Source organism: Stenotrophomonas sp. CFBP 13718, assembly GCF_014842145.1.
Classification (GTDB): Bacteria; Pseudomonadota; Gammaproteobacteria; order Xanthomonadales; family Xanthomonadaceae; genus Stenotrophomonas.
On the sequence record NZ_JACYVC010000004.1, the window covers coordinates 125,381 to 151,468 of the forward strand.

At 65.7% G+C, this 26,088-nt stretch carries 20 protein-coding genes; 14 read left to right on the forward strand and 6 right to left on the reverse strand.

The window, feature by feature from the left end; all coding sequences use genetic code 11:
- Positions 1 to 82: 82 nt before the first annotated feature.
- The 7 genes from IFT58_RS08595 (at position 83) to IFT58_RS08625 (ending at position 7,408) form a co-directional block, all read left to right on the forward strand.
- Positions 83 to 1,414: a dicarboxylate/amino acid:cation symporter gene (locus tag IFT58_RS08595; protein WP_192081845.1), complete on the forward strand. Its 1,332-nt coding sequence runs from the start codon at positions 83 to 85 to the stop codon at positions 1,412 to 1,414.
- A gap of 314 nt (positions 1,415 to 1,728) precedes the next feature.
- Positions 1,729 to 2,256 (forward strand): hypothetical protein, encoded by a 528-nt coding sequence (locus tag IFT58_RS08600; RefSeq protein ID WP_192094481.1) that lies wholly within the window; start codon positions 1,729 to 1,731, stop codon positions 2,254 to 2,256.
- Between the two features lie 20 nt (positions 2,257 to 2,276).
- Positions 2,277 to 2,876: a hypothetical protein gene (locus IFT58_RS08605; RefSeq protein ID WP_249405649.1), complete on the forward strand. Its 600-nt coding sequence runs from the start codon at positions 2,277 to 2,279 to the stop codon at positions 2,874 to 2,876.
- Positions 2,877 to 2,918: 42 nt separating this feature from the next.
- On the forward strand, positions 2,919 to 4,445 hold the full coding sequence (locus IFT58_RS08610) for an adhesin (protein WP_192094483.1): 1,527 nt from the start codon (positions 2,919 to 2,921) through the stop codon (positions 4,443 to 4,445).
- 142 nt (positions 4,446 to 4,587) lie between these two features.
- The gene (locus tag IFT58_RS08615; protein ID WP_192094484.1) at positions 4,588 to 5,292 is read left to right on the forward strand and encodes a C39 family peptidase; all 705 of its coding nucleotides are present in this window, start codon (positions 4,588 to 4,590) and stop codon (positions 5,290 to 5,292) included.
- 57 nt (positions 5,293 to 5,349) lie between these two features.
- The gene (locus tag IFT58_RS08620; RefSeq protein ID WP_192094560.1) at positions 5,350 to 6,057 is read left to right on the forward strand and encodes a hypothetical protein; all 708 of its coding nucleotides are present in this window, start codon (positions 5,350 to 5,352) and stop codon (positions 6,055 to 6,057) included.
- 43 nt (positions 6,058 to 6,100) lie between these two features.
- Positions 6,101 to 7,408 carry a transporter gene (locus IFT58_RS08625; protein ID WP_192094485.1) on the forward strand — a complete coding sequence of 436 codons (1,308 nt, stop codon included), beginning with the start codon at positions 6,101 to 6,103 and terminating at the stop codon, positions 7,406 to 7,408.
- Between the two features lie 334 nt (positions 7,409 to 7,742).
- Here the strand turns inward: IFT58_RS08625 and IFT58_RS08630 are convergent, their stop codons facing one another.
- The 3 genes from IFT58_RS08630 to IFT58_RS08640 form a co-directional block, all read right to left on the reverse strand.
- A complete protein-coding gene (locus IFT58_RS08630; RefSeq protein WP_192094486.1) occupies positions 7,743 to 9,080 on the reverse strand; it encodes a sigma-54 dependent transcriptional regulator in 1,338 nt (445 codons plus the stop codon).
- 232 nt (positions 9,081 to 9,312) lie between these two features.
- The gene (locus IFT58_RS08635; RefSeq protein ID WP_223202999.1) at positions 9,313 to 10,089 is read right to left on the reverse strand and encodes a C40 family peptidase; all 777 of its coding nucleotides are present in this window, start codon (positions 10,087 to 10,089) and stop codon (positions 9,313 to 9,315) included.
- A 132-nt stretch (positions 10,090 to 10,221) separates the two neighbouring features.
- The gene (locus tag IFT58_RS08640; RefSeq protein ID WP_188326685.1) at positions 10,222 to 10,770 is read right to left on the reverse strand and encodes a C40 family peptidase; all 549 of its coding nucleotides are present in this window, start codon (positions 10,768 to 10,770) and stop codon (positions 10,222 to 10,224) included.
- Between the two features lie 112 nt (positions 10,771 to 10,882).
- Between IFT58_RS08640 and IFT58_RS08645 the strand changes: the two genes are divergently transcribed.
- The 7 genes from IFT58_RS08645 to IFT58_RS08675 all read left to right on the forward strand — a co-directional run bounded on the left by IFT58_RS08645 (position 10,883) and on the right by IFT58_RS08675 (position 18,523).
- Positions 10,883 to 11,362 carry a peptidylprolyl isomerase gene (locus IFT58_RS08645; RefSeq protein ID WP_188326686.1) on the forward strand — a complete coding sequence of 160 codons (480 nt, stop codon included), beginning with the start codon at positions 10,883 to 10,885 and terminating at the stop codon, positions 11,360 to 11,362.
- A gap of 471 nt (positions 11,363 to 11,833) precedes the next feature.
- Positions 11,834 to 13,090, forward strand: a complete 1,257-nt coding sequence (locus IFT58_RS08650; protein WP_192094487.1) for a DUF418 domain-containing protein — start codon at positions 11,834 to 11,836, stop codon at positions 13,088 to 13,090.
- Between the two features lie 87 nt (positions 13,091 to 13,177).
- Positions 13,178 to 14,545 carry a glutathione-disulfide reductase gene (gene gorA, locus IFT58_RS08655; RefSeq protein ID WP_192094488.1) on the forward strand — a complete coding sequence of 456 codons (1,368 nt, stop codon included), beginning with the start codon at positions 13,178 to 13,180 and terminating at the stop codon, positions 14,543 to 14,545.
- Positions 14,546 to 14,742: 197 nt separating this feature from the next.
- Positions 14,743 to 15,660, forward strand: coding sequence for a DMT family transporter (locus IFT58_RS08660; RefSeq protein ID WP_192081836.1), 918 nt, complete (start codon positions 14,743 to 14,745; stop codon positions 15,658 to 15,660).
- Entirely contained in the window at positions 15,624 to 15,995 is a 372-nt protein-coding gene (locus IFT58_RS08665) for an MGMT family protein (RefSeq protein ID WP_223203000.1), read from the forward strand. The genes IFT58_RS08660 and IFT58_RS08665 overlap by 37 nt, the downstream gene beginning before the upstream one ends.
- A gap of 92 nt (positions 15,996 to 16,087) precedes the next feature.
- The gene (locus IFT58_RS08670; RefSeq protein WP_188326691.1) at positions 16,088 to 16,756 is read left to right on the forward strand and encodes a rhomboid family intramembrane serine protease; all 669 of its coding nucleotides are present in this window, start codon (positions 16,088 to 16,090) and stop codon (positions 16,754 to 16,756) included.
- Positions 16,757 to 16,852: 96 nt separating this feature from the next.
- Positions 16,853 to 18,523 carry an SDR family oxidoreductase gene (locus IFT58_RS08675; protein ID WP_192094489.1) on the forward strand — a complete coding sequence of 557 codons (1,671 nt, stop codon included), beginning with the start codon at positions 16,853 to 16,855 and terminating at the stop codon, positions 18,521 to 18,523.
- 33 nt (positions 18,524 to 18,556) lie between these two features.
- On the opposite strand, the gene IFT58_RS08680 is transcribed toward IFT58_RS08675, so the two are convergent.
- The 3 genes from IFT58_RS08680 to IFT58_RS08690 all read right to left on the reverse strand — a co-directional run bounded on the left by IFT58_RS08680 (position 18,557) and on the right by IFT58_RS08690 (position 25,909).
- Entirely contained in the window at positions 18,557 to 20,563 is a 2,007-nt protein-coding gene (locus IFT58_RS08680) for a M13 family metallopeptidase (RefSeq protein WP_192094490.1), read from the reverse strand.
- Between the two features lie 159 nt (positions 20,564 to 20,722).
- On the reverse strand, positions 20,723 to 22,828 hold the full coding sequence (locus IFT58_RS08685) for a M13-type metalloendopeptidase (RefSeq protein WP_192081832.1): 2,106 nt from the start codon (positions 22,826 to 22,828) through the stop codon (positions 20,723 to 20,725).
- 213 nt (positions 22,829 to 23,041) lie between these two features.
- A complete protein-coding gene (locus tag IFT58_RS08690; RefSeq protein WP_192094491.1) occupies positions 23,042 to 25,909 on the reverse strand; it encodes a TonB-dependent receptor in 2,868 nt (955 codons plus the stop codon).
- Positions 25,910 to 26,088: the final 179 nt, after the last annotated feature.

A 26,088-nucleotide genomic window follows, 5' to 3' on the forward strand; every position in this document is an offset into this window, starting at 1 on the left:
GCTGATTTGCCGCTCGGGCTGTCGTACCCGAAGCTGGGTTGGGCTAAGGTGCGATCAGTATTCTCTCCCCCTTGGAATTTCCATGAAGCTGGTCTCTGCCTGGCTGCGCATCCCGTTCTGGCAACGCGTGGTCGCAGGCTTCGTCCTCGGCGCCCTGGCCGGCTGGTTGATGGGCCCCGCTGCCGAAACCTGGTTCGGCCCGTTGGGCGACCTGTACGTGACGCTGATCAAGATGATCGCGGTGCCGCTGGTGTTCTTCGCGGTCATCAATGCCATCTCCTCGCTCAGTGGCCAGAAATCGGTCGCCGCGCTGAGTGGCCGCACGTTCCTGTGGTTCGTCATCACCGCTGCGCTGGCCGTCGGTATCGGCCTGCTGGTCGGCACGGTGATGCAGCCTGGTGCCGGTGGACTGCAGTTGGCGATGCCGCACAACTACGTGCAGCGCGAAGTCCCCAGCGTGATCCAGGTGTTGCTGGATGTGGTGCCGTCGAATGTCTTCTATGCGCTCAGTGGCATCGGCACGCGCGTCAATGCCGCCGGTGAGACCGTGCTGGCCGCCGGACGGGGCTCGATCCTGCCGGTGATCTTCTTCGCCGGGCTGGTCGGCTTCGCCATCGTCAAGCTGGGCGAGAAAGTCACCCAGGCCCGCCTGCTGGTCGGGCAGTTGAGCGAGATCATGATCCAGGTGACCCGCTTCGTGCTGGAAGTCACCCCCATCGGGACGTTTGGCCTGATCGCCGCGCTGGTGGGCAGCTACGGTTTCGAGAAGCTGCTGCCGCTGGGCAACTTCGTGCTGGCGCTGTACATCGCGTGCACCCTGCACATCGTGGTGGTGTACAGCACGCTGCTGCTGGCGCACGGCCTGAATCCGCTGAAGTTCTTCCGCGGGGCCGCGCCGGGTATGCAGGTGGCGTTCGTCAGCTCGTCCAGCTTCGCGGCGATGCCGGTCGCATTGCGTTCGATCACCCACAACCTGGGCGTCAACAAAGATTACGGTTCTTTCGCGGTGCCGCTGGGTGCCAGCATCAAGATGGATGGTTGCGGGGCGATCTATCCGGCGCTGTGTGCAGTGTTCATATCGCAGTACAGCGGCGTGCCGATGTCGGTGGAGCAGTACGTGATCGTGCTGATTGCTTCGGTGCTGGGCAGCTTCGGTACCGCCGGTGTACCGGGCACGGCGGTGGTGATGGCCACGGTGGTGCTGAGTGCGGCCGGATTGCCGCTGGAGACCATCGGCTACCTGTACGCCATCGATCGCATCCTGGACATGATGCGCACCATGACCAATGTCACCGGGCAGATGCTGGTGCCGGTGCTGGTGGCCAAGGAGACCGGCCTGCTGGACCAGGCGGTGTATGACAATCCATCCACCAACGTGGGTATCGACGATCCGGATCCCGCGCCACGCGCGTGAGCACCGTCAGCCCCTGCGCCGGCAGTGACGGCCAGTGGCAGCCCATGGGCCGTCACTACCGGCGTACGAACATCGGCAGCTGAAGCGGGGGCGTACGGGGGTGTGTCATCCCCTGTAACAGGGGTGATACACCCGCGCCCGCGCCATGCGGGGCGGTCGCCTTCGCTGATTCATCGAGCGCCCGGCATTCACCCGGGTGTAACGGTCGGCATCCATAACGCCCCGCCCTGAGCCACGAATTCCCTTGCCAGGCGGGCCTTGCGTAGTTGGCACGAATGCTGCGTTCCCCTCTCCATACGTAACGGGAGAGCGGCATGGACAGCAGCACGCGCAATACCTACCTGATGGCCAGCCTGATCGTGCTGACGGCGTGCCCCGCCGTTGCCGGGGCCTCCGGTGCGCGTCAAGGTGTCAACGCGCGTCCAGGTGAGATGGTGCTGCTGCGTGACGTGCACGCCCGCACCGCCTACCGTCCGGCGCCTCCGGGCATTGCCCTGATCGCCGATCCCTCGCCACAGCGCGAAGTCAGCGCGGCACTGGGCACCTCCAACGGCATGGCCGAGCTCAGCGACGACGATTTCGCTGGGCTGGGTGCTGGCCAGGGCGTGGCTCCCGCGCATACCGGCAGCACCACCGTGGAGCGGGTCACCACCACGGCGCTCGGTGGCGCGGTAGGCCGGCTGGGCAGCGGCAACGGCGGCATGATTTCCGGCAACCAGATCAGCGGCGCGCTCAGCGGCCCACTGAGTGCGATGGGCAACAGTACCCGCGGCATCGGCGATACGGTGCGCGGCGCGCTGGCCCAGTTCCCGATGGGCGGCGCCCCGGCAGGTGGCAAATGAAGCGGTGCGGCGCAGGGCTGATGGCAGGCCTGCTGCTGCCGTGTGCGGCGTTTGCCGACGAGTACGCCGGCATGCTGGGCTACCTCAATCAATCACGCATCGAGGGCCACGCGCTGGCAGGTGCCAACGGCCTCATCGCGATCAACCAGGCCGCCGGTGATCTCAATGCCCAAGCCAACCTGATCGGCATGGCGCAGGGGGGGCAGGCGCGCGTGGATATCGATGCGCGGAGCACCTCGGCACGCAACACCGTGCTGCTGGATGGCCCGCTGCATGCCAGCGCGCACATCGACGGCCAGGCGTTGCAGGGCGCCAGTGGCATCGCAACGATCAACCAGGCCAGCGGCATCGCCAACACGATGGTGAACATCGTCAGCGCGACGCTGGCCCGTGAAGGAATACGCGAGTCCGACGACGCGGCACTTGCCGCAGCGCGCGTACCCGCGTCAGCAGGGGGGCAGGGCAATGCCGGTGACGGCGACGCCATGGGCACCCGCAACGTCGGCGTGGCAGCGTCGGCGTTGCAGGGGTTCGATGGTGTCCTGCAACTCAATCAAATCGCGGGAGCAGGAAACGATACGGCCAACATCCTCGGTATGGCCGTGCACGGCACCCCGTGAGTGGTACCCACCCGTTACACCACTGATGAGAGAGAAGGCACCATGAAAGCGATCGTAAAAGGGACTGTACTCGCCATGGCCATTGCAGGCGTCGTGGCAACCGCCTCTGCAGCTGACAACCAGAACCAGAGCGCGAACATCAACCACAACCACAACGTCAATGAAAACTGGACGTTGAACGATACCCGCAACGTCACCCGCAACAACGTGACCAGCAACACCAACACCGATACTGACAACGACAACTACACGCTGAACGACAGCCGCAACCTGGTGCGCAACACCACGCGCAACACCAATACCACCAACAACACCAGCACCACCAACAACACGGCCAACACCACGTCGAACGTGCGCTACAGCAGCACCACGACCAATACCGCCACCAACCGGTCCAACGTCGATTTCTCCGACGTGGACCACACCCGCGATGTCACGGTCAACGAGACCAGCAACATCTCCGCCGATGAGCGCAAGGAAAAGAACAACCACGGCGTGGACGTGAACCTGGAGAAGGACCTGCGCCTGAGCTCGGACATCAACTTCTCCGGCGATCCGGAGATCACCGGTGCCATCGATCTCGATTCGGCCGCCATCGCCGTCATCGACAACCGCCAGAGCATCACCGCCAACGATGCGTCCAACGAAATGCTGGACAACACCGCCACCATCTCCGACGACGTCGCCTCGGGTGCCTCGGGCAACCTGGGCTTCAACGTCGCCGCTGGTGACAACAACGCGCAGGACAACGCCGCTTCGCTTTCCGCGGCCGATGCCTCCTTCAGCTTCGGCATGGCCGATGCCGAGGTGTTCGTCAACCAGGGTGTGGGCGGCAACACCACCATGAACGAAGGCGTGACCAACGCGGCCGGCCTGGGTGGCAATGCGTTCTCGGGGGCTTCGGGCAACATCGGTGTCAACGTCGCGTCGGGCAACAACAACGCGCAGAAGAACGCGCTTGCCGCCTCCGTAGCGACCGCCGCCATGGCGCAGTCGAGCATTTCCTCCAACCAGGTATCCAGCGGCAACTCGGTGACCAACGCCGGTTACGTGCAGCGCTTCAGTGACACCACTGAAGTCAGCCTGCGTGGTCGTGTGGCCGGCGCCACCCTGGCCATCGGTGCTGGCACCTATCAGGGAACCGGCAACGCCTACCAGCAGGACAACTACTACCTGGACAGCTGGAGCGGCGCACTGCCGCACGCCAGTGGCAACCCCACCGGGCACATCGACCTGGATGACGAAATCCAGAACGCAACCGACAACCCGTACCGTGACGGCGTCGGTGGCATCGCGTTCGACACCGATGAGGAAGGCACCAGCCAGTTCGTCGAACTGGGCGTGGCCGACCTGTATGCCAGCCTGAGCGGCACCGTCCGCACCTCGCGCTGGGTGGCAGTCAATGCCACCAACACCGCTGGCCTCAACGGCAGTGCGTTCTCCAACGCGTCGGGCAACATCGGCGTGAACGTGGCCTCCGGCAGCGGCAACCTGCAGGCCAACAGCCTGGCCCTGGCCGTCGCACAGCCCTCGACCGGTCCGGCACCGGGCGGCGGCGGCGGCGAGTAAGGACCAGGCGTGACCGCTTTCGCAGGCTGACTGCGTTGAGCGCAACAAACCCGGTCATCCGCCAATGACCGGGCTCCCCGGGAGCCCCTGTTCCATCTCCCCCTTTGGGGCAGGGGCTCCTTTCTTGGAAGGAGCCGTTGCAATGCACGTGTCCTGGATCGCAAGCCTGCTGCTGGGCGTGGTCGTGTCGAGCAGCGCCGTTGCGGCGCGGGCCGGCGAAGTGAGGTTCAGTGGCGTGCTGCCCAATGGCGCACTGATCGAACAACGCGTGGAGAGCATGCAGGAACGGCGTTTCCGCAACCTGGTGCGTCAGCACACGGACTACAGCTGCGGCGCTGCGGCGCTGGCAACCATCCTCAAGTACGCCTATCACCTGGATGCCGACGAAGCGACGGTGATTGAAGGAATGATGGGGGTGTCCGATCAACAGCTGGTACGTGATCGCGGCTTCTCGTTGCTGGATATCAAGCGTTATGTCGAATCAATGGGCATGCGGGGCCGCGGCTACCGCGTTGATGAGGCCCGCCTGCGCAACCTGCGCGTGCCCGGCCTGGTGCTGATGGACGTACGTGGCTTCCGCCATTTCGTGGTGATGAAGCAGGTACGCGGCGACATCGTCGAAGTCGCCGACCCGATCCTTGGCAACCGCAGCCTGCCCTTGGCTGAATTTCTTGAAGCATGGCCGTCGCGTGCCGTTTTCATCGTCATCGGCAGTGACTTCGATCGCAACAGCGTACTGCTGCAACCCAGCGAACGACCCAGCGCCCGCGCACTGTACGCGCGGCAAGGGCCGATCACCGATGCCGAACTGGTCGACTTCGGCTTCAGCCACGCCGACCTGTTCTGAAGGAGAACCGTCATGGATACCCGTCTTCTGCTACTGGCCACCGCGCTGCTGGGGTTGATGCCCGCTGCGGTACTGGCCGAGCAACCCCGTGGCAATGGACTGACCGAAATACCCGATCCGGAACTCAACCTGATGCGCGGGCGCTACACGGTCGGCGGCAACAACGTGGCCTGGTTCGGCGTCACCATGATTTCGCAGTGGCAGGCCGCCAACGGCACCGCCATGCAGGGCGCGCTGACGCTGGGCATGGACTTCCGCCAGGGCAGGACGCCGAAAGTGAGCTTCACCCCCAGCGTCAACATCACCGCCGTCGACGCGCCGCTGCCGCAGGGCGGCAGCATCGCCAGCGTGGACAGCAGTGGTCTGGCCAACGCATCCGGGCTGGTGCAGAGCGTGCAGGTGGCCGGTGATGGCAACGTCGCGCGCAATGTCACCTCGCTGACCCTGCGCGATGGTGAGGTACCGGCCATGACCGGCAGTGCGGTCGGCACGGCGAGCGCCCAGCAGGGCGGAGCGCGTGCCACGGCGTCCTTCGACAACAACCAGGCGCGCTTGCTGCTGCAGCTGGACGGCGTCGGCGAAGTGCAGCAGTGGATCCGCAACGGCAGCGTAGGGCAGAGCATCGCCCTGGCCGGCGATGGCCAACAGGTGGGCAATCGCCTGCAGATTGAACTGGTCCGGCAGAACCTGGCCAGCAACACCCCGTTGACGCAGAACATCGCGCAGGCAATGGCACTGACGCGCGGGATCGGGCCGGGCCAATAGATCGGTCGGGCAAAGGGGGAATGGCACTCACCGGAAAAGGGACATGCACACCACACACCGCTTCACCCCACTGGCGCTGGCGGCGCTGGTCTACATCGGAAGTACCGCCACGGTCCACGCACAGGCGACGTCAGGCGAACACGCTGACGTGCAGGCTCTGATGGCTCAACTGGAATCACTGAAAGCCAATTACGCGCAGGAAGTGCGCCGGCTGCGCGAGCTCGACATGCAGGTGCAGGCCATGCAGGCGCGCCTGTCGGGCAAGGCCTCGGTCGCCACGGCGGGCCCGCCCGCTCCGCCCACCCTGCCTGACCAACCCCCTGTCTCAGCGGGCGGTGGTGAGGGTTACGCCAGCTCTGCAGCCGAAGCACAGCAGGCAAAACAGGCCGCCCGACGCAGCGTGGATGATGTGAAGCAGCAGCAGGCCGCGTTGTTCTCGCGTCGGTTCACGGTGGAAAACAGCATTACCTATGCACGGTATGACCGAAAGCAGCTGACCTTGAATGGCTTCCTCGCACTGGACGCGATTTTCCTGGGCAACATCGGCATCGAGAACGTCGAATCCGATTCGATCACTTACAACCTGGCGGCACGCTGGGGCATCAGTCCTACCCTGACGGTCAACATGGATGTTCCGTGGATCGCACGCAAGACCGTGTACCAGAAGGGGGGCGCAGGAGGCTCGGCTGCGGCGATCGCCGAAGAAGAGACGACCGGCAACGGGATCGGCGACGTCAGTCTGGGGGCCAACTACAAGGTGTTCGGCGAACGCGGCTGGCGGCCCGAGACCGTGCTGACTGCCGGCGTCACCGCCCCCACCGGGCGCGCGCCGTACGGCGTGGACTGGACGGTGCTGGAACGCGATGACGATGACTACATCCGGTTCGCCGTGCCCAAGGACCAGCCCACTGGTAACGGGGTATGGCAAGCCAACATCGGCCTGTCCATCGTCAAGACGGCGGACCCGGCGATCCTGTTCGCGAATGCGGGCTACATCCACTCATTCGAACAGAGTTTCGATGACATCGACGGTAATCCGGATACGGTCAATCCCGGGAATGTGAAGCTGGGGGGCTCGTACTACTTCGGCGCCGGCGTGGCGTTTGCGTTCAACGAGCGCACCAGCCTGAGCATTTCCTTCAGCGACAAGCTCAGTGCGCGTGCGTCCACGCGGTACAGCAACGGGCAGTGGATGAAGGTGATCGGCAGTGATGCGAATGCCGCGACATTCAACCTGGGCGTTACCTATGCACTGAACCAGAAGACCACCCTGGTCAGCCTGCTGGGCATCGGCCTCACCCCGGACGCGCCCGACTTCAGCCTGGCCTTCAAGGTGCCGTACATGCTGTGACCGCGTGCGTTGAATGCCCGCGGATCCCGGTAGCGCCGACCCAGGGTCGGCGAGCGCGCAGCGCGGCGCTTTGTTCTCCCGCCGAGCACGGCTCGGCGCTACCAACCAAGTGCGTTGAATGCCCACGGATCCCGGTGGCGCCGACCCAGGGTCGGCGAGCGCGCAGCGCGGCGCCTTTGTTCTCCCGCCGAGCACGGCTCGGCGCTACCACGCGCGTGCGTTGAATGCCCGCGGATCCCGGTAACGCCGACCCATGGTCGGCGAGCGCGCAGCGCGGCGCTTCTGTTCTCCCGCCGAGCACGGCTCGGCGCTACCGGCGACGACAGGCATGGATTCACCGTATCGCGGGCAACTCCACCTGGTGCTTGCGGCATAGCCGATACACCGTCACCCGCGATACCTGCATGTGCCGTGCGCAGGCAGAGACATTGAACTCATTCTCGCGCAACGCCTGCACCAGCAGATCGCGCTCCACCTGCTCGCGTGCGTTCTGCAGCAGCGCACGCGCAGCTGCCGGCAGGGTCGCAACCAGGTCCAGATCCGACGGCTCGATCAGTTCACCGTCGGCCACGATCGCCGCACGTTGCACGCGGTTGAGCAGCTCGCGCACGTTGCCCGGCCAGTCGAAGCGTTGCATGGCCTGGCGCGCGCAACTGCTGAAGCCCCGTGCACGGCCGGGGTGGCGTGCCCGGAACTGGCGCAGGAAGTGCTCCGCCAGCACCAGCACATCCCCGCTGCGTTCACGCAAGGCCGGCATGGCCAGCCGCAGCACGTTGAGGCGGTAGAACAGGTCGCGGCGGAAGCGTCCTTGGGCGACGGCCTGCTCCAGATCGACATGGGTGGCCGCCAGCACGCGCACATCCACCCGCAACGGCTGGCTGCTGCCCACGCGCTCGATGGTGCCTTCCTGCAGCACGCGCAACAGGCTGGTCTGCGCATCCAGAGGCAGGTCGCCGACCTCGTCGAGGAACACCGTGCCACCGCTTGCGCTTTCGAACAGGCCCAGACGTCGCTGCGCCGCGCCGGTGAACGCGCCGCGCTCGTGGCCGAACAGTTCCGACTGCACCAGGTTGGCCGGGATCGCGCCACAGTTGACGGCCATGAACCGATGATCCGCGCGCGCGGACATGGCATGCAGCGCGTGTGCGGCGAGCTCCTTGCCGGTCCCGGTTTCGCCGGTCACCAGGACCGGCAGGTCGACCGGGGCGAATTTGAACAGCGATGCACGGGTGGCCAGCAGCGCGGGGCTGTCGCCGATAAGGCGCTGTGCAGGGCTGTCGGCGTCGGTGCTGGTGCGCTGTGGATGATGCGCAAGCTGCTCAAGCAGTGCCTGCTGTTCCAGCGGCAGGTTGAAGTGACCCTGGCACGCATCAAGAAGCGGCTGCCAACTGGGGGGAGGGCTGCTTACCCCTGAAGGCAGCACGGCCAGCAGCGGCAGGTGATCGTGCCGCTGCGTCCACTCGGTCACCGCCGTCAGCGCGAGAGCGGGAATCTGCCGGAGATCGATCACGCCAACCACCTGGTCCCGGCCACGCAGGCCCACGGCCTGCGGCTGCAGGGGATCTACGCTGCGCACTTGCCAGCCGGCCGCCGCCAGCGCTGCCCGCTCGGTCGCAAGTGGCTGGCCGAACCAGATCGCGCAACGTGCCTGGATATCAGAGACCACCGCCATGCCTCACCTGTCCTTGTAGAGGGGCGGCCCTGGATGAAAAAAGTGCGTACGTGCCGCCCCACGCCGCGCCCCCGGCCGGGCATTGCTGCCACAGCCGCCCCTGGATCCAATCCGGGGGATACACCATGCGAACGCGGTCGGCGGTCAGGACCGGCCACGCAGCTCGCAGGCGGGAGGCAAAAAAAAAACCGCTGCAGGGCAGCGGCTTTCGGAGCGGGAACGGCGTGACCGGTTACAGGTCGACGCGGCGTGCCTGCATGAACTTGTTACCCCAGTAGCCGGTCAGCAGGGTGTCCACGCGGACGTCCTTGCCGGTGCTCGGCGCATGCAGGAACCGGCCCTCGCCGACGTAGATCCCGACGTGGTCCACCCGTCCCTTGCGGCCGAAGAAGACCAGATCGCCTTCGCTCAGCGCCGTACGGTCGGCAATCAGTTCGTTCTGGCGGTCGCTGGCCATGTCACGCGACACGCGCGGCAGTTCGATGCCCAGCGCAGTGCGGAAGACGTAGCCGACCAGGCCACTGCAGTCGAAGCCGCTGTCCGGGGTGTTGCCGCCCCAGCGATAGGGCGTGCCCAGCAGGGTCATCGCGCGGCGCAGGACGGACTGGATCTTGCCGTTCTCTTCGGCACCACCGACCACGATCGAACCGGAGGCACTGGTGTCGTAGTTGGCGAGCAGGCGGCTGAGGTCGCCGGCGACCATCGCCGAACGGTCCATCAGCGGAATGCTGTCGTTGGCGGCAAGGTGGGGAAGGAGGGCGGCGAGGGTGGCGCTGGCGGCGGCATCGGCGCGGCTGCGGGTGGCAGCGACCGGCTCGGCCTTGGCAGCAGCCTTCACTGCGGTGATGGCGGTGTCGGTCGGTACGGCGACCGGTGCGCTCTGTGCCCAGGCCGGTGCACTGGTGAGTGCAAGGGTCAGCGAGAGCAGGGCGACGCGCGTGATGCGCTGGGTCAGGCGAGGTGAATTTACGGCGCGCTGGCCTTCACACATCAGTTCGTCGGTCGTCACTCGGCGGTCACAGGGTTGGAAGCGATGGGCAATCATGCCTTGCGAAAGCGTCAAATAAGTACAAATTCCGTTAAAGTTTCGTTGGAATGGGTGTGATGGCCATCACGTTTTGGGTCATCTACCCTATTCACGTTAGTGGAGGACGCGTTTGGCTCCTGTGTAGTGGTCCTTCCAGTAGTGTCCGCCCAGCGAATCCAGCCGGACCGTGCCGCCGGTGCTGGGGGCATGCACAAAGCGCCCTTCGCCGACATAGATGCCCACGTGGCTGACGTTGCCGCGGCTGCCGAAAAAGACCAGGTCGCCCGTCGCCAAGCGCTGGGGTTCGATCTTCGGGCCCTGCACGGCGGCCAGCTCGCGGGAGGTGCGTGGCAGCTTCAGGTCGACCATTTCACGATAGACATATGTCACCAGGCCGCTGCAGTCGAAGCCCGACTCGGGGGTGTTGCCCCCGTAGAGATACGGTGTGCCGACCAGACCGATGGCGCGCATCAGCACGGCGTTGGCCACCTGCGGGTTGGCCGGCGACACGCTGGGCCAGACCTGGGTGACGGACGGGGCAGGGGGCGGGGCGGGGCGGGACGCTTTGCCGCCACCGCATCCACTCAGTGTGGCGGAGAGGGCGAGCGTCGCGGCGAGGGAAAAGAAACGGCGCAGGCCGGGCGAAACTGGCGTCATGTCCATGATCTCCGGATAATGCGCGACCTCAGATAGGCCGCCATGATGGCGGCGTACCCGTCGGGCGGCAACCCGCCCCCTCCCGCCTGCCCTCGGCAGCTACCAGACAGAGTTACGCATGAAGATCGAAAAAGACCGCGTCGTCCGTTTCCACTACACCGTTTCCGAAGTCGGCCAGGAGCCGATCGAATCGTCCAAGGACCGTGAGCCGCTGGCCATCCTGTTCGGCCACGGCAACATCATTCCGGGCCTGGAAAAGGCGATGGAAGACAAGGAAGCGGGCGCCACCTTCGGCGTCGACGTTGCCTCGGCCGATGCCTACGGCGAACGCCGCGAGGGCCTGACCCAGCGCGTGCCGAAGAAGCATTTCGGCAAAGAGAAGCTGGTGCCGGGCGCGCAGGTCGTGCTGCAGACGAACTTCGGTGCGCGTGCGGTGACGGTGCAGAAGGTGGGCATGAGCGTGGTCGACGTCGACCTCAACCACCCGATGGCCGGCAAGGATCTGCACTTCGACGTTGAAATCATCGACGTGCGCGAAGCCAGCGAAGAAGAAGTCCAGCACGGCCACGTGCACGGCGACGGCGGCCACCAGCACTGAGTGTCAGTGGTTGCAGTGTTTCGAACGGCCCGTGCAAGCGGGCCGTTTTTTTTTGCGTCAACGTCAACGTCAACAGCTGCAGGGCGGTGGGTCGGCGGGGCGGATCGGTAGCGCCGACCCATGGTCGGCGGAATGTTCCCGCCAACGGCCCGCTGCGCTCGCCGACCATGGGTCGGCGCTACCGCGGACCTCGTTGACCCGTCTGGTGGAGGGAGCCCCTGAGTCAGGGGCGGCCGCGAAGCGGCGGGGTGTGGGTGCTGGTGAGACGGGGCCCACGGTTTGCGCAGCAAAGTGTGGGAGCGGCAGCGCGAATGCGATGACGTGGACCCCGCCATGGATGGCGCGAAACGAGGCACGCAGGAGCGGCTCTTGCCGTCCCCCGCCCAGCCTCACCGCCCGGCCTCTGGCACGTAGCGTTGAGGCAGCCGCCCGCGAGGGGGTCTAACCCGTTCGATCCACCCTCACCGCATAATGATGCCCCGCCCTCCCGGATTCCCCGTGACCATCGCGACCTCCTCCCTGCCGCCGTTCGCGGACGCCGACCGCATCACGGTGATGGACATCCTGCGTGGCGTGGCCCTGTTCGGCATCCTGCTGATGAACATCGAAGCGTTCAGCGGGCCGCTCGATCTTTCCTTCACCGGCATCGACCCGCACTGGCAAGGGCTCGATTACGCGGCGGACGCGCTGGTCTACGTGCTGGTGCAGGGCAAGTTCTTCCTGTTGTTCTCCTTCCTGTTCGGTGCGGGTTTCGCGGTGATGGCACGACGTGCCGACGAGGCCGGCCGCGCGTTCACGCCGATCTACCTGCGGCGCAGCCTGGTGCTGATGCTGATCGGTGCCTGCCATGCCTTGCTGGTGTGGTCCGGCGACATCCTGATGGTGTACGGCCTGCTGTCTTTCCTGCTGCTGTGCACGCGGCGTTGGCCGGTGCCGGTGCTGCCCGTCGCCGGCGTCCTGGTGTACGCCTTCGCGGTCGGCTTGACCCTGTTGTTCGCCCTGCTGGTCTGGGCGGCCGCGCAGGGCGGCACGGCGTTGGACAGCGCAGGCGGCCTGCGTACGGCGCAGGACATCATTGAAGCGCAGCGCCAGGCCTACGGTCATGGCACGTGGAGGCAGGGCACCGTGCAGCGGTTGGCCGATGTGCGCCACATGGTTGGCGGCATCCTGATCACCGGTCCGGAGATCTTCGGCATGTTCCTGCTGGGCGCATGGTTCACGCGCAGCGGCGCACTGTCCGATCCACAGCGCCATGCGACGCTGTACGCACGCCTGCGCTGGATCGCGATGCCACTTGGTCTGCTGCTGATGGTGATCAGCGCAGTATGGAATCCGTATCTGGCGCCCGGCGAGTTCACCGTACAGACCGGGCTGTCCTATGCACTGGCGGCGGTCGCGAGCCTGCTGATGGCGCTGGGCTACCTGGCGTGGATCGTGCAAGCGCGCCAGGCGCTGGGCTGGTTGGCAGCACCAGGACGCATGGCGCTTACCCACTATCTGCTGCAGTCGTTGCTGTGCACGTGGGTGTTCTACGCGCCCGGCATGGGTTTCTTCGAGCAGATGCCGCGGGTCTGGCAGTTGCCCTTCGCATCGGCGGTGTTCGCCGCGCAGGTGGTGATCAGCCATGCATGGTTGGCGCGTCTCCGCCACGGGCCGATGGAATGGCTGTGGCGCGCGCTCACCTACATGCGCCTGCCGCCGATGCGCCGCACGGTGGCAGCCCGCTGAGCGGGCGTCGTCACGTCTGCCGCGCAGCGGGACATGGCATGCTCTTGCCCTGTAGCACCCTGATACGTAACGACGCGAGCGATGCCGATGACCACGACTTCCCATGACTACGACCTGATTGTCCTCGGTGGCGGTTCCGGTGGCCTGGCGGCTGCCTTCCGCGCCGCACAGCACGGCAAGCGCGTCGCGATGCTGGAGCCGGATGAGCTCGGCGGCACTTGTGTCAATGTCGGCTGCGTGCCGAAGAAGGCGATGTGGCTGGCCGCCGATCTCGCCGGCCGTATCGGCTTGGCACGTGCGATGGGATTCGACGTGCCGCTGCGTCCCGCGTTGTCCTGGAAAGAACTGATCGTCCATCGCCAGGGGTATATCGAGAACATCCACGTCAGTTATCGCAAGCGGCTGGACGAGACCGGCGTGGTGCGCGTGCCGCGCCGCGGGCGACTGGTGGACACGCACACGGTGGAGTGCAGCGATGGCGTGCGCATCAGCGGCGAGCACATCGTGCTGGCCACCGGTGCTCACCCGCAGCGCCCGGACATTCCCGGTGCGGAACTGGGCCTCGTCTCGGACGACTTCTTCAACCTGTGCGATGCACCGGCGCACGTTGCCATCGTCGGCGGTGGCTACATCGCCGTGGAGTTGGCTGGCCTGCTGCAGGCGTTGGGCAGTCGCGTGACGATGCTGGTGCGCGGTAGTCGCCTGCTGGACCGCTTCGATGGCGAGCTCGCCGCGCAGTTGGCGGACAATCTCTGCCATCAGGGGGTACGGATCCAGTTCAATTACCGGCTGCGCGAACTCCAGCGCGACAGCGAGGGCGATCGCGTGCGTGTACTGGGCCACGACGGCCCGTTGGACAGTGTGTTCGACAAGGTGTTCTTTGCGATCGGCCGACGTGGCAACTCCCGGGACATGGGGCTGGAGCAGGTTGGCGTGCAGATCGGCGAGCGCGGCGAAGTGAGGGTCGACGAGTGGCAGACGACCTCCGTTCCCAGCGTGCATGCGGTGGGCGACCTGGCCGGCAAGGAAGGCTTGACGCCGGTGGCGATCGCCACCGCGCGCCACCTCATGGACCGCCTGTTCGGCGGCAAGCCGCAGGCGAAGATGGATTTCGACAACATTCCCAGCGTGGTGTTTTCGCACCCACCGCTGGGCAAAGTCGGCCTCGGCGAAGAAGAGGCCCGCCAGCAGTTCGGCGACGTCCGCATCTACCACAGCAATTTCAGGCCCATGCTGCAGGCACTGGCCGACGGCACCCAGCGCAGCATGTTCAAGCTGGTCTGCGTCGGCCCGGAAGAACGCGTGGTGGGCGTGCACCTGCTCGGTGAAGCCGCAGACGAGATCCTGCAGGGCTTCGCAGTCGCGGTGAAGATGGGCGCGACCAAGGCACAGTTCGACGCAACGGTGGCGATCCATCCCACATCGGCCGAGGAAATCGTGTTGATGCACCGCTGAGCCCGGCATTGGTAGAGCCGACTTCAGTCGGCTGCCTGTCAGCGCCAGCCGACTGAAGTCGGCTCTACCCCGGGGCACCACACCACGGCACCACACCGAAGCCACCACACCGAAGCCACCACACCGAAGCCACCACACCGAAGCCAAAGCACCACAGGCCAGGCCCGCCCGCAACCCGTGCGACAATAACCGGCCTCATGAACACCCCCTCGACCTTCCCCACGTCCTCCGCCCGCCTCGCCGTGGGCGGCGTAGGGCTGGCAGCCATCGGCGCCATCGCCGCGTCGGGCAAGGCGATCATCGTCAAGCTGGGTCTGCGTCATGGGGTGGACGCCACGACGCTGCTTGCGCTGCGGATGGCGATGGCCCTGCCGCTGTTTCTGCTGCTGGCCTGGTGGTCGTCGCGCCGCGCCGCGCCCTTGTCCTGGGCCGACCGCGGACGCATCGCGTGGCTCGGCTTCACCGGCTACTACCTGTCCAGCTGGCTGGACTTCCAGGGCCTGCAGTACATCAGCGTGACCTTGGAACGGCTGATCCTGTACCTCAATCCCACCTTGGTATTGCTGATCCATGTCGTGCTGACGCGACAGCGACCAGGCCGCTGGCAACTGGTGGCGCTGGCGCTCAGCTATGCCGGCGTGCTGGTGGCGTTCGGCCATGATCTGCAGCGCGAGGGCGGGCAGATCATCCTCGGCAGCCTGCTGGTGCTGGGCAGTGCCATCAGCTACGCCTTGTACCTGTTCGGCAGCGGCCAGATCGTGGCCCGCATCGGTGCCGTGCGCCTGACCGCGCAGGCCAGTTGCGTGGCCTGCGCGCTGGTGCTGCTGCACTTCGGGCTGACCCATCCGTGGCCTGTGCTATGGCAGGCACCGCACGCGGTGCACTGGTTGTCGCTGATCAATGCCACGGCCTGCACGGTGCTACCGGTGCTGGCGATCATGCTGGCGGTCAAACGCATCGGCTCGTCGTTGGCCGCGCAGGTCGGTATGCTCGGGCCGGTGTCCACCATCGTGATGAGTCTATGGCTGCTCGACGAACCCATGGGCCCGGCGCAGATCGCCGGCACCGTCCTGGTGCTGTGCGGGGTGCTGCTGGTGACCCGGCTCCGGCGCTGACGCCGGAACAGGCGCGTGAGCGCATCCTGGCGGTGATCCGTGCCATCCCGGTCGGCCAGGTAATGGGCTACGGCCAGGTCGCGGCGCGTGCGGGGCTGCCAGGACGCGCGCGCTTGACTGCCCGCGTGCTGGGCATGAATGACGACCCGGAGCTGCCCTGGCATCGCGTACTGCGTGCCGACGGACGTATCGCCATGCCGGAAGGGTCGACAGGCTGGCGCGAGCAGAGTCGGCGCCTGCGTGCCGAGGGCGTGGCGGTGGAGCGGGGCAGGGTGCGGATGCAGGCCGTCGACCCATCCGCATCGCTGGATGCCGCGCTGTGGGGGCCCGGTTGACCCTGGCCGCGTGCTGAACCTGTCCTCGTCCGGGCGTGCCGACGCGCCGCGGCGCTGCCGCTATGATGGAGGCCGTTCCCGAGGGTACCCCCATGCTTCCGCGACTGCCTACCGTCACCAAGGCGCTGTTGATCGCCAATGCGATCCTGTTCCTCCTGCAGCAACCGTTCCTGCTGGGCGATGCGACGTTCGCGCCGTTCATGCTGCAGCCGTTGCAGGGCAGCTTCGATGCCTTCTCACCCGGCGGTAATTTCCAGCCTTGGCAGCTGCTGACCTACGGCTTCCTGCATGGCAGTTTCAGCCACCTGTTCTTCAACATGTTCGCCGTTTTCATGTTCGGCGCCGCGTTGGAGCAGACCTGGGGCGAGAAGCGCTTCCTGATCTATTACCTGGTGTGCGTGGCCGGTGCCGGCCTGTGCCAGCTGCTGGTGGGCAGCCTGATGGACAACCCGGCGACCGTACTGGGCGCATCCGGTGGTGTGTTCGGGCTGCTGCTGGCCTACGGCATGCTGTTCCCCAACCAGCGGGTGATGCTGCTGTTCCCACCGATCCCGATGAAAGCGCGCACGTTCGTGATCCTGTTCGGCATCGGCGAGCTGGTACTCGGTGCCACAGGATGGCAGCCGGGAGTGGCGCATTTCGCGCACCTCGGGGGCATGCTGTTCGGCTGGCTGCTGATCCGTTACTGGCGCGGCCAACCCCCGTTCAAGCGGCGCCCCCCCGGCCCACCCAAGCGCCCCAACCACCTGCGCAGCGTCTGACAATGAAAAAGGGGACGGAGGGGATTAAGTCGTTTCTGGCCCCCCGCGATGCAGGGGGGCCAGAAACGACTTAATCCCCTCCGTCCCCTTTTTGTCGTGAAGATCCTGCTGCTGGGGGGGTATGGGGTGTTCGGCGGGCGTCTGGCGCGCTTGCTTGGCGACCTGCCGATGCTGGAGCTGATCATCTGCGGTCGCCGCCTGGCGGCGGCACAGGCGTTCTGCGTGGCGTATGGGGGGCAGGCAAGGGTGACGCCGCTGCAGGTGGATCGGCAGAACATCGCTGGGGCACTGCATACCCATCTGCCCGATCTGCTGATTGATGCCTCCGGGCCTTTCCAGGACTACGGTGCCCACCGCTACCTGGTGATCGAGGCCTGCATCGCCGCCGGCGTGGACTACCTCGACTTCGCCGATGCCGCGGAGTTCGTCGCGGGTGTCGCGCAGTACGACGCGGCGGCCAAGGCGGCCGGGGTGTTCGTGCTGTCGGGCGTCAGCAGCTTTCCCGTGCTCACGGCCGCCGTGCTGCGGCAGATGGCCCAGCAGATGGACATCGTCAGCGTGGAGGCTGGCATTGCGCCGTCACCGTATGCCGGCATTGGCTTGAACGTGATGCGCGCGGTGGTCGGCTATGCGGGTTCGCCGGTGAAGCTGCGTCGAAATGGTCGTGATGGGCACGGTATCGGCTTGGCCGAGAGCCGCCGTTTCACGGTAGCGGTGCCGGGTAAAGTGCCGTTGCGCAACCTGCGTTTTTCGCTGGTGGATGTGCCCGACCTGCAGGTGCTGCCGCCCGAGCATCCCACCCTGACCGATATATGGGTCGGCGCCGGCCCTGTGCCGGAGCTGTTGCACCGCCTGTTGAACCTGCTGGCCAAGGCGCGCCGGCGACTGCGGCTCCCGTCGCTGGTGCCGTTGTCGCGCCTGTTCTACACGGTGTTGAATTGGATGAAGTTCGGTGAGCACCGCGGCGGCATGATCGTGCGCGCGTTTGGCACGCGTGATGGGGTGCGGGTGGAGCAGAGCTGGCATCTGCTGGCCGAGGGCGACGACGGGCCCTACATACCCTCGATGGCCATCGAAGCGGTGGTCCGCAAGCTCGTGCAGGGAGAACGGCCGGACATCGGCGCGCGCGCCGCCACGCGGGCGTTGGAGCTTGCCGATTACGCGCGACTGTTTGCTGGCCGCGCCATCGCCACGGGCTTCCGCCACGACATGCCCGGTGCCAGCCTGTACCAGCGGCTTCTGGGCTGCGCGTACGCCACGTTGCCCACCCGCGTGCAGGCCTTGCACGCACCCTCGGCACCGGCGTGCTGGACGGGCATCGCGACGGTGGAGCGGGGAACGGGCGTGTTGTCGCGGCTGATCGCCCGCGTGTTCGGATTTCCCGCGGCAGGCGACAACGTACCCGTCAGCGTAAGGTTCACGCCGGAAGCCGGTGGCGAGCGCTGGACGCGCACCTTCGAAGGTCGCCGTTTCTCTTCATTGCAGACGGCCGGCACGGGGCATGACGAGGCGCTGCTGGTCGAGCGGTTCGGCGCGATCGCCGTAGCGCTGGCCGTGGTGGTAGAGGGAGACAGGCTGCGGCTGCTGCCACGCCGCTGGTCGCTGCTGGGCATTCCCCTGCCCACATCCCTGCTGCCCGGTGGCACTAGTTTTGAAACAGAACGCGACGGTCAGTTCGTCTTCGACGTGGAGATCGCCGCACCGCTGGTCGGCCGCATCGTCGCGTACCGCGGCACCCTCAAAGAAAAAGGGGACGGAGGGAATTAAGCGAACTTAATTCCCTCCGTCCCCATTCTTTGTTCAGCGCCAGATGCGCAGCTGTTCGGCGTCGGTGCGCTGCATCGGCTGGCCCGGCTTGCAGCTGAAGCTGGCCGAGAAGGCCGGCAGGTTGGACAGCGGGCCGTTGGTGCGCCACTTGCCCGGTGCGCGGACGTCCGTGCTCAGGCGTGCAGCCGCTTCATTCGGCGACAACTGCTGGCCCCACAGCGTGGCCCATGCGCTGAAGAAGCCCTGCTGGTCTGCCGGCTTGGCGTTGGCTTCCACGGTGCGGTAGGCGTCCCACGCCAGCTCCAGGCCGGCCAGGTCGGCCAGGTTCTCTTCCTGGGTCAGCGTGCCGTTGACCTTGGCACCCTTGACGCCCGGGAACTCGTACGCACCGTACTGCGCGGCCACGCGGCTGCCCAGCAGGGTCCATGCGGTCTTGTCGGCCGGCGTCCACCAGCTGCGCAGTTCGCCCTTGGCATCGATCAGCGAACCCTTCGCATCGATCGCACGGGTCAACTCATGGCCGACCAACGCGCCGTAGCTGCCGAACTTGTCGGCGGCACTGGCCTGAGCGTTGAAGATCGGGCCCTGCAGCGCGGCGGCGGTGACGATCAGGCGGTTCTGCGCCAGGTCATAGGCCAGCGACGGCTGCTGCGGCAGGACGTCCCAGCGACGATCCGCGTTGCCCTTGCCGATGCGCTTCATTTCTTCGCGATGGCGCCAGGTGGAGGCGATCAGCATGTTGCCACCGAAGCTGCCGCGGCCCATCGGCTGCACGCTGTAATCCAGGTCGCGCCGCGGGGTGCCGATTTCGATCTTCATCGCGCCCAGCTTGGCCTCTGCTTCGGCCTTCGCCTCGGCGCTCAGCCACGTGCTGCGCTTCACGGCTTCGATCTGCGTTTCGCGCAGCTTGTCGATGATCCAGGCGGCCTGGCGGCGATCTTCCGCCGACAGGTGCTTGGCGGCGTACTCGCGACCGACCATCGGACCGGCGGCGACGTTGATCGCGTCCAGCACCTGCTCCCAGCGCGCGGCCGGCAGGGTCTGTGCGCGCAGCACGCGGCCACGGAACTCAAACTCGGCATCGCGGTAGGCCTTGGACAGGTACGGCGCCATCGCATCGCCCACGCGCCAGCGCAGGTAGGCCTTCCACTGGTCCGGCTTGATGCGCGTGACCATGCCATCCAGCGCGCGGAACAGGGCTTCGTCGGACAGCGACACCAGATCGTCGTTGACGCCCTGTGCCTTCAGGAAGGCATCCAGCTGCAGGTTCTTGTAGCGGCCGTTGAGATCCTTGGTGGAGATCGGCGCGTAGTTGCGGAACGGGTTGTTGAGGTCGGCCAGCGACTGCGCGTTGCGGGCCAGCTCGGTCTCCAGTGCGATGACGGCCTGCGATTCGGCATCCAGCTTGTCCGCCGCGGTGCCGGTCAGTGCCAGGATCTGCTTGACGTAGGCGCGGTAGCGGCCCATCACGGCCACGGTATCGGCGTCGGTGCGGGTATAGAACGCCGGGTCCGGCAGGCCCATGCCGCCCTGCATGAAGTAACCGATGTGGCGGTCGAGCGCCTTCAGGTCCACGTCGGGGCTGAAGTTGAAGGCCACCGGGATGCCGACCTGGTGCAGGGCGGCGATCGATGCCGGTACATCCTTGGCGCGCTTGATCGCGTTGATGCGGGTCAGCAGCGGGGCGATCGGATTGGAGCCGTCGGCTTCAACGGCGGCTTCGTCCAGGCCGCTGGCCCAGAAGTCACCCAGCAGCTTCTGCACGTTGCCCTGCGGGCTGTTCATTGCGGCATCCAGCAGTTCGCGCTGCTGCGCGCGACTGCGGTCGACCAGCTGGCCCATGGCCGTGGTGGCGCCGCTCTGCGGGACCGGGTTGGCCTTCAACCACGTTGCGTTGCTGGCGTCGTAGAAATCCGTGCACTGGGCGCTGACGGCCGGTGCACGCGCCGCCTTCTTCTTCGCCGCCAGGGCATCGGTAGCGGGAACCAGGAAGGCCAGGCTGACGCCCAGGGAAATGGCAAGCGGACGAAGGTTGGGCATGGAAGAGCGAATCCGTCGAGGATTAAGGGCGGGCGAACTATAGCAAGCCCTGCATGTGCAGAGCATGCAGACGCGGCGATACACCGCGATGTACAGGGCTGCCAACGAAAAGGCCCGGGTTTCCCCGGGCCTCCATGGCAACAAGCGGTAAGCCGTGGCTTACCAGATCACCACCTGTGCATCGCCTGCGCGCACCATCGGCGAACCGGCCTTGCACTGGAACGCCGCCGCGAACGTCGGCAGGTTCGACGGCGCGCCCATCGCGCGGAACTGCGCCGGTGCGTGCGGATCGGTCGCCAGGCGGACCTTGGCGTTTTCCGGGGTGTACTTGGTACGCCACACGGTGGCCCAGTTGAAGTAGAAGCGCTGATCGCGGGTGAAGCCATCGATCTTCGGATCTTCCTTGCCTTCCGATGCCTTCTGCAGCGCATCGTAAGCGGTGGCCAGGCCACCCAGGTCGGCGATGTTCTCACCCAGCGTCAGGCTGCCGTTGACGGCCTGGCCGTCGACCTTGTAGCCATCGAACTGCTTGACCAGCTTGCCGGTCAGGCCCTGGAAGTTCTTCTTGTCGGCGTCGGCCCACCACTCTTCGAAGTTGCCGGTCGGGCCGAAGCGCGCGCCCTGGTCATCGTAGCCGTGGGTCATTTCGTGGCCGATCACCGCACCGATGCCGCCGTAGTTGAGCGCGTCGTCCGCGTTGGGATCGAAGAACGGCGGCTGCAGGATGGCGGCCGGGAACACGATCTCGTTCTGCAGCGGGTTGTAGTAGGCGTTGACCGTCTGCGGGGTCATGCCCCACTCGGTCTTGTCCACCGGCTGGCCGATCTTGGCCAGGTTGAACTTGTAGTTGAAGGCATTGGCCGCACGCACGTTGCCGAGGAAGCTGTCACGGCCGGTGTCCAGGCCCGACCAGTCACGCCACTTGTCCGGGTAACCGATCTTCGGGGTGAAGGTCTCCCACTTGGCAATGGCCTTCGCCTTGGTCTCAGCGCTCATCCACGACAGACCCTGGATGCGTTCCTTGAGGGCGGCGGCCAAGTTCTTCACCAGCGTTTCCATCTTCGCCTTGGCTTCCGGCGAGAACGCGACCTTGACGTACAGCTGGCCGAACGCTTCGCCCGCACCGTTTTCGATGGTGCCGAGCACGCGCTTCCAGCGCGGCTTCTGTTCCTTCTGACCGTTCAGGGTCTTGCCGTAGAACTCGTAGTTCTCGTTGGCGAAGGCATCGCTCAGGTACGGCGAGGCGCTGTCCACGGTATGGAAGCGCAGGTAGGCCTTCCACACGGCCGGATCGGTATCGCCCAGCGCCTTGCTCACTTCCTCGTGGAAGCTCGGGATGGCCAGCGAGAACTTCTCCGGCGCGGCCACGCCCTGCGCCTTGAAGAACTCGGTCCAGCTGAAGTTCGGGGTCAGCGTGTCCGCATCGGCCAAGGTCACCGGGTGATAGAACAGCGAAACATCGCGCGACAGTTCAACGCTGGACTTGGAGGCCTTGGCGAGGCGGGTTTCCAGCGCGACCACGTCCTGTGCCTGCTTGGCGGCGTCGGCCGCCGGCACGCCGGCCAGCTCGAGCACCTTGGCCACGTGGGCCTGGTAGGCCTTCAGCTTGTCGGCCTTGCTGGCTTCGGTATAGAAGGTCTTGTCCGGCAGGCCCAGGCCGCCCTGGCTGGCGTAAGCCATGTTGACCGCGGAGTTCTTGAAGTCCGCTTCGGCGCCGAAGCCGAACAGGACGTTCTCGCCCTTGGCCGCGCTGTCGCGCAGGTAAGCGGCGATGGCGCCCTTGTCGTTCAGCGCATCGATGGCAGCAAGGTCGGCCTTCAGCGGTTCGATGCCCTGGGCATTGATCTTCGCTTCGTCCATGCCGGTGGCCCACAGGTCACCGACCACCTTTTCGATGTGGTTCGGGTTCTTGACCTGCGCGACCTGCTCGGCGAGCTGGTGCTGCACGGCCACCGAGCGCTCGTCGAGGATGGTGAAGGCGCCCCAGCTGGTGCGGTCGGCCGGAATTTCATTGGCGGCCAGCCACTTGCTGTTGACGTAGTCGCCGAAGGCCGTGCAGGCGTCCAGCGTGCTGTCCAGGTCGCTGGGCTGGAAGGCGTTGTACGCCGGCAGCTTGGCCTGGTCCAGGGTGTAGGTGGTGGCTTCGGGTGTGGCGGCCGGGGTGGAGGCGGCGCCTTCCGTGGCCGGGGCTTCGCTCTTGCCGCAGCCGACCAGCGCGGCCGAAACGGCCAGGGTCAGCAGGACGATCTTGGGAGTACGGGTCACTTTGTTTGGCCTCCAGGCCGCGTGATAGCTGAGAAAGCCCCCGCAGGGGCCGTAGGGCGGACGATACGCCTCCAGCCCGGCCCGCAAGGGTGTCGAAGGTCATGCCGGGACGCAAGTGGGCGAACGGACAAGGTTGGCAACATACCGACCCGCGCCCATGAAAAAAGGAGGCGACCGGGGTCGCCTCCTTCGGGTGTCACGTCGTGCGGATTATCAGAACTTGTACTTCAGACGCACGTACGGGGTGCGGCCGTACAGGTCGTACTGCGTAGCGAACGCGGCGGTGTTGCCGTAACGCGTGCCGGCACCGGTGGAGATCAGGGCCGGCTTGGTGTTGAACACGTTGGACACGCCGACCAGGATTTCCCAATCCGACTGCTCGTAGCTCAGCGACGCGGTGTGGTACAGGCGTGCGTCGGCGGTCAGGTCGCGGTAGGAGTTCGGACGACCCTGGTAGGTGAACACATTGTTCAAGTCCTTGTTCTCGGTCGAGCCGATGTACTGGGTCAGCCAGTTGTAGCTCCAGTCGCCACGGGTCAGGCTCAGGCCCAGGTTGGCCACCACGTCCGGCCGGCCGATGTAGCCCAGCTGGTCCGAATCAGACAGGCCGCTGGCTTCGGCGGTGTCGAAGATCTGCGCCACGTCTTCCATCGTGTAGGTGACCTGGGTGTCGACCGCGAAGGTGCCGAAACCGAACTCACGTTCCCAGTTTGCCGTCAGGTCCCAACCACGGGTGCGCTGCTGGTTGATGTTGAGGTACTGGGCGTAGATCTCGCGGATCGAGTTGGCATCCGGACCGGTGGTCGGGTTGCGCACCAGCAGCTCGCAGTAACGGTTCGGGAAGGTGCTGGAGGTATAGCAGCCGTCCACGATGTCGGCCGAACCCAGCGCGGTGATCTGACCCTTGACCTTGTAGTCGAAGTAATCGATCGCGATGCTCAGGTCGGTGAACGACGGGGTGAACACGATACCGGCGCTCTTCGCCCGCGAGGTTTCCGGCGTCAGGTTGCCGGCGCCGCCGCTGGTGAACACCGTGGCGCTGGAGCCTGCACCGGTGTAGTCCGCCGGGATGCCCGCCGCGCCGCAGTTGGTCTGCAGGTTGGTGTTGTTGCTCTCGCCCCAGCGGATGCACGGATCGATCGCGGTCTGTGCCTGGAAGCCGGTCTGGTTGCCCAGGTACAGCTCATACAGGCCCGGTGCGCGGTACGACGTACCCAAGGTGCCGCGGACACGGAACGCCGAATTGATCTGCCAGTTCAGGCCGAGCTTCCAGACCGAATCGCTGCCATCGACCGAGTCGTATTCGAAGATACGGCCGGAGGCGTTGGCGCTCAGCGATTCGATGCCGGTGATGCCCTTCAGCAGCGGAACGTCGAACTCGACGAAGGCTTCCTTGACCTTGTCTTCGCCCTTGGTCTGGTCAGCGGTGGACGCGCCCCACAGATCCTTGTACTCGACGCCCGGCTGATCGTTGATCTTGTAGTTGCGGTACTCGAAGCCGATGGCCGTGCCGACCGCGCCGGCCGGCAGGTCGAACAGCTCACCGGTGAACACCGCATTGATGCTGTACTGGTCGTAGGTGGTCTTGCCCGGGGCCCACACGCCCAGGATGTCGACCAGTTCGTCGACCTTGGCGCCGCTCAGGTAGCCCGGATCGAAGTAATTGGCGGCCGGCGTTTCGCCTGCGCCTTCGGTGAGCAGGTCACCGGTGATCGAGTTCTTGATGCCCAGCGTGTTGTACTTGCCGCTGGACCGGCTGTAGTTGCCGTTGACTTCCCAGCCCCACGACTCGGTGCCCTTGAACAGGCCATCGAACTTGGTGGCGCCGTAGAAGTAGTCAACCTCGGTGTGGGACTGCGACTTGAACGGCAGCACCGGCTGGGCATAGCCATTGGTGGTGCCCGGCGCTTCCACGGTCGGGAAGAACTGGCGCCACTGGAAGTTGTCCGTGGTGCGCTTGTTGTACAGGAACTGGGTCTTCCAGTTGAACGAATCGAAGCCGAAATCAGTGGCCAGGTAAGCCGACTTGCGCTCCTGGCGGTTCATGATGTGGCTCTCGCCCCAACGCGAGAAGTTCAGCGGTTCCTGGTAGAACGCAACCGGGTTGCCACCGGCATAGGTCTGGTTGGCGCGCGGGCGATAACCGGCGAACGGACCGACCGTGCTGCCATCGGCAGAGGGCACGTAGCGGATCGGCGAATCGTATTCGTCGATGACGTTGTGCAGCAGGTTGTTGCAGTTCGCCAGCGGAGTGCCGGCATTGATGGAACGATCCTGGCGATCGATACGGTTGCCGTCGGCATCCTTGATCAGATCTTCGCCGCACTTGAGGTAATCGCGGTCACCGCGGGTCAGCTCGTTGTGGCGGTACCACTCGACCGCAGCGACGACGCTGCCGGTTTCGAAGTTCCAGCCATTGGCCAGCGACGCGGCGAACACTTCACCGCCGCCCTGGGTCGGGATGCGCGAGGTCACGGTCAGTTCCGGACGATCGAAGTTCTTCTTGGTGATCAGGTTGACCACGCCGGCAACGGCGTCGGAGCCGTAGATCGAGGACGAACCGTCCTTCACGATCTCAGCGCGCTGCAGCACGGCGGTCGGGATCACGTTCAGATCGAAAGCGCCCACGGCGCCGCGGGTGCCGGCCGGGCCGGGACGCTGGCCGTCAAGCAGCACCAGAGTACGGTTCGCGCCCAGGCCGCGCAGCGAGAACGTCTGCACGCCGGTACCGCCGTCGACGACGAAGCCGCCGAACTGGTGGGTGATCTGCGTTTCAGCGGCGCCGATGGCCGAGCGCTGCAGGAATTCGCCAATGTTCACCTGGCCCTGAGCGGCGTTCTTCTCGGTGTCGATGGTGAACACGGGGGAGGAGGTCTCGTAGTCCGCACGGCGGATCAGCGAGCCGGTGACAGAGACTCTGTCCAGATCCCGGGTCGTCGGCTCAGCAGAGGCAGCCGTTGACTTGGCGGTGTTGCTCTGATTGCTCTCCTGCGCGAAGGCAGGTGCGGCGGTGAGGCAGGCCAGCACAGCGAGGGTCAGAGGGACACGGCTTGGCGAGAGGTGGCGATTGGCTTTGCGCATTGCGTTGACTTCCCAGTTGTTATGCTCCGGTTAACCGAGTCTATGAGCGCTATTTGCTAAATGCAACGTAAATGTTGCGACATTTTCATCACACTGTCGTAATCACTGATTCAGGTTCGCAGACACGAAAAGAGCTCCGGCGAGGTGATCGCCGGAGCTCTGTGCTGACCGTTGCGTCG

Coding starts and splice junctions, on each gene's coding strand:
- IFT58_RS08620 (WP_192094560.1), top strand. CDS start 5,350: ATGCCCGCTGCGGTACTGGCCGAGCAACCCCGTGGCAATGGACTGACC.
- IFT58_RS08630 (WP_192094486.1), bottom strand. CDS start 9,080: ATGGCGGTGGTCTCTGATATCCAGGCACGTTGCGCGATCTGGTTCGGC.
- IFT58_RS08615 (WP_192094484.1), top strand. CDS start 4,588: ATGCACGTGTCCTGGATCGCAAGCCTGCTGCTGGGCGTGGTCGTGTCG.
- IFT58_RS08690 (WP_192094491.1), bottom strand. CDS start 25,909: ATGCGCAAAGCCAATCGCCACCTCTCGCCAAGCCGTGTCCCTCTGACC.
- IFT58_RS08650 (WP_192094487.1), top strand. CDS start 11,834: ATGATGCCCCGCCCTCCCGGATTCCCCGTGACCATCGCGACCTCCTCC.
- IFT58_RS08680 (WP_192094490.1), bottom strand. CDS start 20,563: ATGCCCAACCTTCGTCCGCTTGCCATTTCCCTGGGCGTCAGCCTGGCC.
- IFT58_RS08610 (WP_192094483.1), top strand. CDS start 2,919: ATGAAAGCGATCGTAAAAGGGACTGTACTCGCCATGGCCATTGCAGGC.
- IFT58_RS08640 (WP_188326685.1), bottom strand. CDS start 10,770: ATGGACATGACGCCAGTTTCGCCCGGCCTGCGCCGTTTCTTTTCCCTC.
- IFT58_RS08645 (WP_188326686.1), top strand. CDS start 10,883: ATGAAGATCGAAAAAGACCGCGTCGTCCGTTTCCACTACACCGTTTCC.
- IFT58_RS08600 (WP_192094481.1), top strand. CDS start 1,729: ATGGACAGCAGCACGCGCAATACCTACCTGATGGCCAGCCTGATCGTG.
- IFT58_RS08660 (WP_192081836.1), top strand. CDS start 14,743: ATGAACACCCCCTCGACCTTCCCCACGTCCTCCGCCCGCCTCGCCGTG.
- IFT58_RS08670 (WP_188326691.1), top strand. CDS start 16,088: ATGCTTCCGCGACTGCCTACCGTCACCAAGGCGCTGTTGATCGCCAAT.
- gorA (WP_192094488.1), top strand. CDS start 13,178: ATGACCACGACTTCCCATGACTACGACCTGATTGTCCTCGGTGGCGGT.
- IFT58_RS08625 (WP_192094485.1), top strand. CDS start 6,101: ATGCACACCACACACCGCTTCACCCCACTGGCGCTGGCGGCGCTGGTC.
- IFT58_RS08595 (WP_192081845.1), top strand. CDS start 83: ATGAAGCTGGTCTCTGCCTGGCTGCGCATCCCGTTCTGGCAACGCGTG.
- IFT58_RS08605 (WP_249405649.1), top strand. CDS start 2,277: ATGGCAGGCCTGCTGCTGCCGTGTGCGGCGTTTGCCGACGAGTACGCC.